The 12,604-nt window shown below is 54.8% G+C and carries 9 protein-coding genes and 2 pseudogenes; 7 read left to right on the forward strand and 4 right to left on the reverse strand.

Annotation, left to right across the window (positions count from 1 at the left end; all coding sequences use genetic code 11):
• A partial coding sequence (locus HV744_RS30155; RefSeq protein ID WP_246279257.1) for a hypothetical protein occupies positions 1 to 225 on the reverse strand: 225 nt, incomplete at its 3' end.
• Here HV744_RS30155 and HV744_RS30160 point away from each other — a divergent pair.
• The 5 genes and pseudogenes from HV744_RS30160 to HV744_RS30180 form a co-directional block, all read left to right on the forward strand.
• Positions 189 to 342 (forward strand): annotated as a pseudogene (locus tag HV744_RS30160) (IS701 family transposase); the annotation flags it as partial. The gene HV744_RS30155 and the pseudogene HV744_RS30160 overlap by 37 nt on opposite strands.
• Positions 343 to 986: 644 nt before the next feature.
• On the forward strand, positions 987 to 1,448 hold the full coding sequence (gene tnpA, locus HV744_RS30165; RefSeq protein WP_175153007.1) for an IS200/IS605 family transposase: 462 nt from the start codon (positions 987 to 989) through the stop codon (positions 1,446 to 1,448).
• Between the two features lie 128 nt (positions 1,449 to 1,576).
• Positions 1,577 to 2,896: an IS4 family transposase gene (locus HV744_RS30170; protein WP_175153008.1), complete on the forward strand. Its 1,320-nt coding sequence runs from the start codon at positions 1,577 to 1,579 to the stop codon at positions 2,894 to 2,896.
• A gap of 600 nt (positions 2,897 to 3,496) precedes the next feature.
• Positions 3,497 to 4,096 (forward strand): annotated as a pseudogene (locus HV744_RS30175) (sugar transferase); the annotation flags it as partial.
• Positions 4,097 to 4,198: 102 nt separating this feature from the next.
• Positions 4,199 to 5,305, forward strand: coding sequence for a glycosyltransferase (locus HV744_RS30180; RefSeq protein ID WP_175153010.1), 1,107 nt, complete (start codon positions 4,199 to 4,201; stop codon positions 5,303 to 5,305).
• 128 nt (positions 5,306 to 5,433) lie between these two features.
• On the opposite strand, the gene HV744_RS30185 is transcribed toward HV744_RS30180, so the two are convergent.
• From HV744_RS30185 to HV744_RS30195, 3 genes are all read right to left on the reverse strand, one after another.
• Complete coding sequence (locus tag HV744_RS30185) at positions 5,434 to 6,354, reverse strand: glycosyltransferase (protein WP_175153011.1); 921 nt, start codon at positions 6,352 to 6,354, stop codon at positions 5,434 to 5,436.
• Between the two features lie 98 nt (positions 6,355 to 6,452).
• Entirely contained in the window at positions 6,453 to 7,397 is a 945-nt protein-coding gene (locus HV744_RS30190) for a glycosyltransferase family protein (protein ID WP_175153012.1), read from the reverse strand.
• A 315-nt stretch (positions 7,398 to 7,712) separates the two neighbouring features.
• On the reverse strand, positions 7,713 to 8,624 hold the full coding sequence (locus HV744_RS30195; protein ID WP_175153013.1) for a polysaccharide deacetylase family protein: 912 nt from the start codon (positions 8,622 to 8,624) through the stop codon (positions 7,713 to 7,715).
• 405 nt (positions 8,625 to 9,029) lie between these two features.
• On the opposite strand from HV744_RS30195, the gene HV744_RS30200 reads away from it, so the two are divergent.
• Both HV744_RS30200 and HV744_RS30205 read left to right on the forward strand, forming a co-directional pair.
• The gene (locus HV744_RS30200) at positions 9,030 to 11,291 is read left to right on the forward strand and encodes a polysaccharide biosynthesis tyrosine autokinase (RefSeq protein WP_175153014.1); all 2,262 of its coding nucleotides are present in this window, start codon (positions 9,030 to 9,032) and stop codon (positions 11,289 to 11,291) included.
• A gap of 199 nt (positions 11,292 to 11,490) precedes the next feature.
• Positions 11,491 to 12,603 (forward strand): MATE family efflux transporter, encoded by a 1,113-nt coding sequence (locus HV744_RS30205; protein WP_246279258.1) that lies wholly within the window; start codon positions 11,491 to 11,493, stop codon positions 12,601 to 12,603.
• Position 12,604: the final 1 nt, after the last annotated feature.

Here is a 12,604-nt window from a genome sequence, read left to right on the forward strand (position 1 = left end):
GGCGTAGTGCACGTCACTGATTCGTTCGAAGCGCAGCAGCAGACGGCGAAATTTATCTTCCCAGGCGAACACGCGCTCAATGGTGCGAAAGCGCTCTTCAAAGATCGCCGGATCGAAGCGTCGCTTACGACCGCGCTTTGGGTTTTTGCGTCCACGCCACCCATATGCAGCGATACTCAATGCGGCTTGGCTTTCACCACCACGCCACATTGAGTATCGCTGCATATGGGTTTCTGATGGCTCGGCGACTCAGGATGCGATCAGATGTACGCGATAAAAAACTTCTTCGAACGCGCGCTGCCTGCCCTTCCCCCGGATTACATCCCACGGGGCAGTTCAGCGCGCGTCGTGTACGGGCAGTCGGAGAGAGTGAAAGCCAGCATTTCGAATGACCTTCGAATCAAGGCATACATTAATCGCAAACTCGCGGCCAACTACACTACGCAGTTTCGCGAAGACGCCGCGAAGTCTGCAATGAACGATGTCACCGATTATGTGGCTTACCGCGCAGCGGCTTGCCGTATCGATCCACCATACTCGTTATCGTAAATCGGTGACGCGTCAACGCATAGCGCGAACGCCCTACCCAAATCTTTTCGACCGCGCGGAAAAACAAGTTGCCCTTTCATCACCGCTTCACCTAAGTGTGGGTACGTGATGGACGCATACAACGGATGAATTGATCAGTTGAATCGATAGTAGTGTAGGTCCGGCCAGACTATGTGTAACCGAATAAATAGACAAGCGTCTGATCTGATGATACGTCTGACTCACATTAGGCCACAGCCTATTCGTCATGACAATGGCAAGTGGTGTGCGGCAAGAAGTCCAATTGAGACTACTTCATACGAGCAGTTTAATGACAAATCGAAATCCACGTCCTATGGGCGTGGTCATCGCCTAACTGGCTATGCCTGTTAGAGCACCTGCCCATGCAGGTACCTTTCTGTGTGTTGTCCCCACAACGCATAAAAATGAAAACAAGCATGAGCAGGTTCAAGAGAGCATCGCATGTCATATGGCATTGTCAATACCACATTGTGTGGGTGCCGAAGTATCGGTTCCGTGTACTGCAAGGTCCGGTTGGCAAGCAGGTCTACAAATGCGTGATGGTGTTTAGTCAGCAACTGGGCTGCGAGGTTGTAGAACTCAATGTGCAGCCGGACCATGTGCACCTTTTGGTGAGCATTCCGCCGAAGCTGTCGGTATCCGGATTGATGGGCGTCCTGAAAGGACGTACCGCCATACGAATTTTTGCGGCCTTTCCATTTTTGAAGAAGAAACCTTATTGGGGCAATCATTTCTGGGCAAAGGGTTACTGCGTAGATTCGCTCGGTTTGAACAGCGAGATGATTCAAAAGTACGTTCGGTTCCAGGAGAAAGAAGAGATGCATCAAGAGCAGCTTCAGTTGGAACCGGGTAGAGGACCTTCTCAGAAGGGCCGCTAGGTATGCCCCCCTATCTAAGGTTTCCCCACATCTCATGCGCAGCAGTTAGGTAGCGGCGCATGATTCGCTTGTAAACCGTGGCAGGCAATGTTAACTTCGCGCAAGTTCATTGACCGTGATGTACTGCATTGTCTGGCACCGATGACCTTGACGATTGGGCGAGCGACGAGTTCGACGCGGCGGACTTGGGCGACGCGCGCCTGACGCAGCGACTCGTCGCGCTCGCGCGTCGACTGGCGCAGAGTCCGCAGTGCTCGTTTCCGCAGTCGCTCAACGGGCCCGAGCTTAAGGCGGCGTATCGCTTCTTCGATAATTCGCAGGTTGATACCGACGGGGTGTTGGGATCGCACATCCTGCAAACGCTCGGCCGCATGCAGCAGGTTCCCGTCGTGCTGGCCGCTCAGGACACCACCGAATTCAATCTGGCGCATCTTCCCGCCACCGAAGGTCTGGGCTATGGCACCGGCAACAATCTGCGCGGATTCATGATGCACAGCCTGCTGGCCGTCACACCCGAGGGCTTGCCGCTGGGCATGCTGGGCCTGAAGACGTGGGTGCGTCCGCCCGAGGAATATGGCAAGACGAAGCAGCGCAAGCGGCGGCCGATCCAGGATAAGGAGAGCGTGAAATGGCTGGAGGGCATCGGGCATCTTGCGTCGCTGAAGGCACACTGTCCCGACACGCAGGTCGTCGGCGTGTGTGATCGTGAGGGCGATGTCTATGACGTGTTCGTGGCCGAGCGGCCCACTGGGGTCGACTGGCTGGTGCGCGCGTCCTGGAATCGCAGCGTCGCGCATCCGCAGAAGTATCTGTGGGAGACCCTTGCGGCAGCACCCGTGCTGGGCGAGACCGAGCTGCTGGTGCCGGCCAGAAGCGGAAAAACGTCTGCGCGTACGGCACGCCTGACGGTGCGCTGCATGCCGATACGGCTGCGCCCGCCCCGGGCTCGCCGCAACGAGAAGTTGCCGGATGTCGAAGTATTCGCGATCCATGCCCTGGAGACTGACGTTGCTGAAGGCATTGAGCCGATCGAATGGATGCTGCTGAGCTCGGTCCCGACCCACACGCGCGAAGAAGCACTTGAACACCTGGCATGGTACGCGCGCCGCTGGACCATCGAGTCGTGGCACCGGGTCCTGAAGAGCGGCTGCCGCGTCGAGGCGCGGCAATTCGGAAACCTCGATCGTTTCGTGAGGGCCACTGCGCTGTTTGCGGTGATCAGCTGGCGCATTCTCTATGCGACGCTGCTCGCCCGGCTGGACGGCGATCTGCCTTGTGAAGTGCTACTGCAACCGGTCGAATGGCGGGCGTTGTACTGTCGAATCCATGGCACGACCAGACTGCCCACAAAAATCCCATCGCTGGCTCAGTTGGTGCTGTGGATCGCCAGGCTCGGCGGTCATCTGAATCGCAAGCATGATCGGCCCCCCGGACCGACCGTCATATGACGCGGCTTCCTCTCGCTGCATGAGATCACTGAGATGTACCGGATCTTTCGGCAAAACGAATAACCTGGCAACTCTTAAGAAGTGGGTAAACCCCAGCCCCCTATGGGGGGCTTAATGCGAAACCAGGTTCTACGAACGTGGTGATTCATTTCGAGAAATGCGGATTTCTCCGGATCTTGATGAATTTATTTTCGTCTGATGAAGTCATCTCAAACGCAACTAAATTGCCAGCGCAAGCGTTTAATGACGTGTCGTGATCGGACTGTACGATGGCGTCAGTATGCGCTATTGACAGCATTCAGACGGCGGGTCGCCATGTTACGCTCAACGCGAATCCTTAGCGACAGTCACGAGATTTATCGAAATCGAAAAATCTCTCTCTGATAGAAAAGAAATAAGCATTGCAGTATTTCGCCAAGGTGCCAGCGCCGGCACCGTCCCCAAGGATGTCTGCGTCTTTAAGGAGATAGCATGGTCGATTCCAACGCCGCCGCGGATCCGAAACTGGAAGACGCGTGCCTCGACGTCACTTCAAAACAAGCCGTCTTGGATGAATCCAATCCAACAAACACGAATATCCTCCTCGCGTGGTGGGCAGACGTCGTGAAGAGAACCATGGACGTCTGCGGAGCTACCGTCCTGCTGGTTCTGCTATCTCCGGTACTACTCGTCATAGCGTTGATCGTGATGAGGGACCACGGAAACGCTGTGTATGGACACCCGAGAATTGGCCGAGGAGGACGAACATTTCGTTGTCTGAAATTTCGCTCGATGGTCAAGAACTCAGATGAGGTTCTCGCCAACCTGCTCGCAACCGATCCGAAAGCTCGCGAAGAATGGGACCGCGACTTCAAGCTTAAAAACGATATTCGTATTACACCGGTGGGACGCATCCTGCGGAAAACGAGCCTCGATGAACTGCCTCAACTCTGGAACGTGTTGCGCGGAGATATGAGCCTGGTTGGCCCACGTCCTGTCGTGCAAAAGGAGCTTGCTCGGTATGGCCGCGATGTTCGCTACTACCTCGCGCTGAAGCCGGGTATGACGGGCTTGTGGCAAGTTAGTGGCCGCAATGACGTGGATTACCATACGCGAGTTTCACTCGACGTGAAATACGCGATGGACCGTTCGCTAGCATTCGACATCGTGATCCTCTTCAGGACGGTCAAGGTGGTGTTCGCGAAAGACGGGGCGTACTAGGTCGTCCGCATTAGCACGCGTCATTCATTGCATATCGCCGTAGTTATTTCGAGACATGGGCGATGTGTTCCGCTTTCCTTCCGGAATTGACGAGAAAATGTTATGAGAGTGGTCCACGTAATCGAATCGACTGCTACCGGAACACTTGCAGTTGTAAGCACGCTAGCCACGCGTCTCGCCAAGGAAGGTCATGAAGTGTATGTGATCTATTCCGAGAGAACTGAAACACCCAGGGACCTGCGTGCCCTGTTCCACCCGGACGTCGTCCTTCAGCATCTTCAGATGAAAGGGCCTTCGTTGACCCGCATACTGTTTGGATTGCGTCGGCAGCTTGTCGAATTGAAGCCGGATATCGTTCACTTGCACTCGTCGTTCGCAGGATTTCTCGGACGGGTGTCTACATTGTTTTGCTTGCCGTCAACAGCATTCCTGTATAGTCCGCATTGCATCTCTTTCGTTCGCAAAGACATCAGCCGTTTGAAGCGATATTGTTTCACCGGGCTGGAATTGCTGGCATGCATGAGGAGCTGCACATATGTCGGTTGCTCTGAAAGCGAGTGTGCGGCGATCCGCCGCTACCTTCGGCGCGACGCCGTGCTGGTCGAAAATGCGATTGACCGAGCTGTCGCAGTTCAAGGCGATACTCGTTCGGAGAAAATCCGCGTAAGAAATAAGAGAAGGATTGTGACGGTCGGCGGTATTCGTGTGCAAAAGAATCCCCGGCTATTCGCCGAGATTGCGCGTTCATTCAATCGGGACGACGCCGAGTTCGTATGGATCGGAGATGGCGACGCTGATTTCAAAAGAACGCTTGAGGATGCGGGCGTGCGGGTTACTGGGTGGCTCACGCGAGGCGAGGTGATCGACGCTGTGGCTCAAGCGGATATCTATCTGTCGACGGCGTCCTGGGAGGGCATGCCAATTTCACTAATCGAGGCAATGACGCTTGGTACGCCCGTGATCGCATCCGATTGTCCGGGAAACATCGACACCATTCGTCACGACTCGACAGGCGTGATCTATCAGACAGCTCCGGAAGCGACGTTACTTATAAAGCGAATGATGGACGACGACGTATTTCGGGAAGGCTTATCGCGGCGCGCTCAGCAGGAAGCACGCAAGAGATTTAGCGAGGATCGCTTCTTTAACAACTTCGTGTTGCTCTATTCAGATCAGTTAAAAGACATTCGTCAGGGCGTCGTTTGCTGAACAAGTGATTGCGCGGCCGACGTCGTAAGCACACGGGCCGCGCACTCCCCTCCCCATGCCGACTTTCGTCGCGAGCGTTTGTTACGCGATGGTTTGCGCTCATTCTCGCGCAAACCATTCGCCGCGCTTTAAACTCGCTCGAGATAACGCTCCACGCCCGAGGCGGCTATCACACTCGTCCATCGCAGATGCAGTAGCGTGGACGGATCATTCAACGGCACCATATCGCCGTGAAAATCGCACATGCTGGAAAACACGTTGGGGCCGGTCACTTTGCATTGAATTCCGAACGCGGCAGCGGCATTCAGATTCGAGGGCGAGTCGTTGCAGATGATTCTTTTACCGAGCGCGGCATACTCCAGAAGCTTGGTTGGAGTTTGCACGTTATAGGGGCGCTTATACGGTATGGTCGAAACAGCGATTTCGCAATTACGCACCACCGCGAGCGCATCGCGTTGGGACAGGCGTCCTGTAAATAAGATGCCGGGCGATTGGAGATATGCGTCCGAAATTTCCTTCTCGACGGGCCCGATCAGAACCAGGGTATCCAAGTCGCGCTTCGCGGCCAAAAAGTCCGCGATGAAGCCGACAAAGCCGCGCTCCCGCGTTATCTCTCCCAGATAGCAATACGTGCCAGAGGGCAGCGTCTGATTACGGTCAGCGTCCGTGGTGAAGATCCAGTCCGGCACACCCATGGGCAGGAAAATGGTATCCACGCCGTCTTCGAAACCCATCAAAACGCGCATCGACTCATTCTGAAAGATTCTCAGGTCGGGCCGCGGATGAAATCTTTTTTTGATGCTGTCTTTCAGCGCGCTGTTACGCCCGACCGAAAGCGACCGGTAGTCGTGTATGACGAACTTGGCTATCGGGCTTATCGGGTAGAAACCCATGATGCACCACAGAACATATCCCTCTGGATTTTTGACCTTCTTATACTCATGCAGGGTCCCCGATGACACTTGGCACCCGTTTTCAACGAAATACCTGGTATAGGCATCTATCTCAGGATAATTTGCTTTGCCGGGATGAAGAATGAATATTTGCATTCCATTGCCACCGTTCTATTATCGTTTGCGTCCGGGCCCGTTGCGCCTTCCCGGAGCGCGAATCCTACTTGTTGTAATGTCACATGCCACTGAATCGGTCAGGAAATGCTTAGCTTGATATCTTTCGGCAGGAAAGACGCAACATTCGATCGTTCTATTACCCGGTCCCATATCAGATTTGCGAAATCAGAACGACGGTTTGTTTTTGCCTCACGTATCGCATCCTCGTCGATTCCGTCAAAGATCCTCGCTGTCGTGATGACACTGTTGATACCCATCTCCTCGCAGCATCGAATATTCGACGGGGAATCGTTGCATAGAATCTTCTTGCCCAGCGCCGCATACTCGAGAAGCTTGGTTGGCGTCTGATAGCAGTGCGGCCGATGATACGGAAAGTAGCACACGGCAATCTCGGATTCGGCCACGTGCTTCAGCGCGTCACGTTGAGGCAGCGGGCCTGTAAAGATGAGATTTTCCGCGCTTGAAAATCTTTGGTAGATACGCGGGTCCGGCTTCCCCACCAGGAGAAGCGAAATCTTGCGGCTCGAAAATTGCGTGATGAATGCGTCCAGAACGCGGTCAAATCCCCGTTCAACGCTCATTTCGCCGATGTAGCAGAAGTCGGCTTTTTTCTCAGCCTGACCGCCTTCCTCGTGCACGTCGAATATCCAATTTGGTACGCCCATCGGCAGAATGACGCTAGGCACGCCTGGACCAAAGCCCATTATTTCCTGTTGCCGTTTGTTCTGAAAAATTCGCAGATCCGGCTGCGAGTTGAAAAATCTCTTCGCGAAGTCCTTCATGGCCGGCCAGCCGCCGACGGAGAGCGACCTGTAGTCATGGATGACGAAATCGGACGCAAACCGATTCGGATAGAACCCCATGATTGCCCAGAGCAGGAAATCATCTTTCTTGTCGAGCTGCTTATATTCGCTCATTGCTCCAACGGCCACGTCCACGCCACGCGCCTGAAAATAATTTTTATAGGCAGTAACTTCCGGATAATTGGCGTTGCCCGGATGCATGATGAAGATCTTACGCATGTTGCCTCTTTGTCGACCAGGAAGATGAGGAACAATAAGGCCGCTCCTAATAAATCGTTTCGCGGATCATTGTCGCTACACAAGCGCAGCGAGCCCAGAAGGTGCGGGGCTGTTTGCTGTGTCAAGCGCCGGGTTCAGGCTATCCGGCACTCGTATTCTTACTAGCGGTATGTTCTCGCCGTAATGGGCAGCAGTCTGTTCGATGTCGCTCGCAGAACGATCGGGCTTATAGCTTCGCATCGTCGCTTCGCTGTCTAGGCGACATTCCATAGTCGGGATCAGTCAGCGCCACTCCCGTGGAAAACGCCGCTATCGTTACGCTCGATTCAATGACTGGGGTCTTGCGAAGAGGCGTGCCCCGAAGCGCCGAATCCGTCCCAGCCGCAAATAGCGCAGGACTAATGTGAGGCCGGTGAGCTGCGCGGCAAACCATTGCGCCGAGGAATCATCTTCGATATCGAAAGCTTTGAGTCGAAACGGATCGCTGCCCTCGTCGTTCCAGCCAACGTCAGTCGTGCGTCCCGTTTTGTACCCAGCGGCTTTCAGCAGGGCAACCTCGCGCGAACCGTAAATTCCATACGGGTAGGCAAAATGCTCGCATGGTTTGCCGACAATTCGTTCGACCTCCACTTTGGACACGGCCATTTCCTCGAAGCACTCGTCTTCTTCACAGCGAGTCAACGTCGGATGAAAGCGCGTGTGAGACTGGAAGTCGACATATGGGCGCATCGCTTCGATCTGTGCGGCGCTAAGTCCACTGATTGTCGCCGCTTCGTCCAGACGATCCTGGCGGAAACCTCGTGCATCCAACTCAGCCAAGCGCTCATCGTTTTTCATACGGATGAGCCGCTTCACACCCGCATTTTTGGCGATAGGATGTAACCACCAATGCGTGCGTTCATGCGCAACGACACTACTGCAGATGTAAATAGTGGGTCGCACGCCGTATTTGATGAAAACGGGAAGCAGGTTTGCGTTGCGCACATGGCCATCGTCGAATGTAACGGCGACGCGCGGACGACCATTTCCCCGCGAATTGGCCTGCGACAACGGGACGAACTCAACCTTGTCTTTGAGGTACTGAAAATGAGCGTCGAGTGTGGCGGGCGTAGGATCGTGATACAACAATATCGCGACGCGATCACGCCAAAACAAAGCTCGAACCACCGCCGGGGCGCCAGTGAAAAGTAGGGCGCGTGTCAATATCTCGCGCATCAATGATTTCATTTGTATGTCCAATTAACGGCCGTTTAAATGCATTGTGCCGTTACGGCCAGGAATGAGAATGTGCGATAGCGTACAGAGGTTGGGGCGGCCTTCAGATAGTCTGACATAGCTGCCGGAGTGAATATATATCTTTCCGTTTTTTTTTTGTCGCCGTATAAGCTGCAGGAAAACGGGATATTTGCCGGGCTGTAGGATCTTTAATCATTAGACGATAAGACGTATTATTTCGAGCGGTCGGCGGTGATCACCGTGGGGGCCGACCTGATTGCGATGCGACGTGCAAGACTGACGGGGTGAGCACGCTCCGCTCAGAGTGTTGCACGGCCCGTGCCAAGAAACAGGATTCCGCAGCGCCTGCACACTAAATCAAAGTTCCAGCCTTGTACACCGACCCGTGGGGTTTCGATGACTCAGATCTCTCCGCTTGCGAATGCTGCTGTACTGCGAAATGATGACGTCAATCTTTCTCGTTATTTCGACGTACTAATGGCAAACCGTTGGCTTGTCGGTGGAATCGCCGGCAGTGTGCTTTCTCTCGGCGTGGTTTACGCTTTTATCGCACCTCCGCTTTATCAGGCCGACATCCTCGTTCAGGTTGAAGACAGTATCCCGACCAACAACCCAAAAAGCCCTCTAGGTGACGTCTCCAGTATGTTCGACGTGAAGACGGAGGCTACGGCCGAAATGGAGATTCTTCAGTCAAGGATGGTGGTCGGGAAAGCGGTCGACGATCTTGGCCTCGACGTTAGCGCAAAGCCAAAACGTTTTCCGCTGATCGGAGATTGGTTAGGGCGGCAAGCCAAAAGTCTTTCTGAGCCGGGAATCTTCGGAGTTGGCGGCTACGCATGGGGCAATGAAGCGATCAGGGTTTCAAATTTCACCGTTCCAGAAGACATGGAGGGTGAGAAATTTGTCTTGACCACACTAGGTGGAGGCCGATATCGGCTTAAGCAAGCCGACCTCGACATGGCCATTGAAGGCCATGTGGGCGGAATGCTGGATTCCAAACAGTCCGGTGGTGACGTCACGCTGCGGGTGGATTCCCTGACGGCAAAGCCGGGCACTCAATTCGTGCTGGTAAGGGAGTCTCGTGAAAAGACGGTGGAAACCCTGCAAAACAAGCTCAACATCTCGCAGAAAGGGAAGGACAGCGGCATTATCGGAGCGTCACTGACAGGCGCGGACCGTCTGCTGACCGCCAGCACACTCGCCGAGATCGGCAATGCTTATGTCGAACAGAATCTCAAGCGCAAGGCGGCGGAAGCCGAGAAATCCCTTGCGTTTCTAAGCGATCTGCTTCCGCAACTCAAGGGCGACCTCGAACGGGCGGAAGGACGCTATAACGACATGCGAAACCGCATGGGCGTCTTCAACCTCAGCGAGCAGGGCAAGGCTTATCTGGAACAGAGTGTCGCTGCGCAACGCAGCTTGCTTGAACTCAAGCAGAAGCGAGCGGAGCTGGCCGCGCTTTACACGCCAGGCCATCCAACTGTTCAGGCGGTCGATCAGCAAATCGCCATGATGGCCAGCAGGATCGAAAGTCTCTCGAAGCGAGAACAGGCGCTGCCGGATCTCGAGCAAAATACGCTGCGCTTGACCCGCGATGTGAATGTCAACAATGACCTGTACGTCGGCATGTTGAATAACATGCAGCAGCTCAAACTGGTCCGGGCTGGCAAGGTGGGGACGGTGCGGCTGATCGATAGCCCGGTTGTGCCGAAGGAGCCGATCAAGCCAAACAAGCTGCTGGTGATTGTCTATGCCGCGTTGGGCGGTCTGATTCTGGGCGCTGGTGCGGCGTTCGCTCGCGCAGCGCTCTATAAAGGCGTGACCGATCCTCAGGAGATCGAGGAACAAACGGGATTGAATGTCTATGCAACCGTGCCGCTGTCACAGGCAAAATTCGCACGAATTGGAAAGGCGCCTAATCTGCTCACGCACGACAAGTTTCTGCTTGCAAGCGAGTTCCCTCGTGACCCGTCTATTGAAAGCATCCGCCGACTCAGGACGGCGCTTCATTTCGCCATGCTCGAGTCTGAATCCGGAGACAATCGGGTACTGCTGACGGGCCCGACCGATCAGGTTGGCAAGTCGTTTCTCTCCGCCAACCTGGCAGCCGTCGTGTCGGCGGCTGGAAAGCGTGTCCTGCTGATCGACGCGGATTTCCGCAAGGGCCATCTTGAACAATACTTCGGCGTGAGTTCGAAGCCCGGTCTGGCTGACTATCTTGCATCTGACGTGACGGCTGATTCGGTGATCTTGCGTGACGTGCTGCCGGGCCTCGACTTTGTTCCGCGCGGAACATCCCCGGAGAATCCTGCTGAGTTGTTGCTCAGCGAGCGCATGCAAGAATTCCTCGCGAAGACGGGTGAGTACGACACGGTGCTGATCGACACGCCGCCCGTGCTTGCCGTGTCCGACGCGACCGCGCTTGCCCATAGCTGCGGCACCGTACTGCTGGTGACACGTTTCGAAACGACTTCCATTGACGAGGTGATGGAGGCGAGCAAGCAGCTCAAGCAGGCGAACGCCCGGGTAAAGGGTGTGATCTTCAACGGGATCAACACGGATATCTATCGCTATAGCTTTGGCTCGCGCGCTGGCCTTTATCGGAACGCTTCCTATCTCGACGCGTTGCCAGCTGGCGCAGAGGCGCGGAAAGACTAGCCTTGGCTCGAGGCGAGGACCGTCGTCGTAAAGAGCGATGAAAAATCCACCCGGCGTTCGACGTAGATAAATTGTGAATATCAAACACTCGTTCGTAAGTATTGCTGGAGTCGTACTAAGCCAGGCGCTCAACTTCGCTTCAATACTGTTAGTTGGAAAGTATTGCGGGCCGACGGATCTTGGGTACTTCAGCCAGCTCATGGCCGGCGGACTCTTTATCGGGTCGGTGATCGGCTTGCGCCTGGAGGTTGCGTGCATGGCGGCGGACAAGCCGCTTGCGGTCCGCGCGATGACGAGTTCCAGCGCAGTCGCCATTCTGATCGGATTGGCGCTGGTGGTGGCCACGACACTAGCCGGCCACCCGGAATACATACCGGTGATCGGGCTGGCGTTTGGCGTGTTTCTGCAACAAGCTTTGTGCGCAGCGCTCACTAGCGAAAGAAAATACACAAAGATCGCGACGATCAGATTCTTTCCCAACGCCGCATTCGCAGGCTATTTTGTCTGCTTGATGGTGGTGTCAAAAGGGCAATGCACCGGCACCAGTGTATTCAACATCTATAGCTGGATCTTTCTTGTGTCGACTTTCGTGCCGGCAGCGATCTACCTTTTCTCGGCTCGACGGATGATACCGAACGCCTTCATGAGGTTTTCGGAGCTTCAGATCCAGTACGCCAAATTTGGCGTGCCTACGACCACGCTGAATTCATTCGTGATTTATGCGTCGGCGATATTGATGCCGTTGATCTTCGATCATCGCGACGCCGGTATTTTCGCTCTCGCCTATCGCGTGGGCTATTTCCCCGCTTCCCTGTTATCGCAAAGCCTCGGCGCTGTCTTCCGTCGCGATCTCATCGATTATTTCGATGGCGAAAAGAGGGGGCGAGAGAATCCATCAAGACAGTTCTTTACGACGCTGACGTGCATCAGTTTTGCTCTCGTCGCAGCGTGCTATGCGGGACTGAGCTTGATCATCCACGTGAAGATGGGTGAACAGTGGGAATCTTCCATGTCGGTGTACCTGCTTTTCATTCCCTATTTCATTACGATGGCAATCTACGGCTCCATGGCGCAGGTTTTCATCGTTGTGAACCGGCAGAAGATCGACTTGATGATTCAGATGGCCAACGCCGTGCTGATCTTCCTGATCTTTGCAACGGCTCATTTCCTGGGAGTCGGTTTCATCCAGACGCTGCTGCTTCTCAGCATTAGCGGGACAATCATTGCGAGCGTGGGTACTTATCAGGCAATCAAGATTGGCAAAGGGCCGGATGCATATCTGGACCGGCAGCCTGGTTGGGGAACCCCATGAC

This window comes from Paraburkholderia ultramafica (genome assembly GCF_902859915.1).
GTDB lineage: Bacteria > Pseudomonadota > Gammaproteobacteria > Burkholderiales > Burkholderiaceae > Paraburkholderia > Paraburkholderia ultramafica.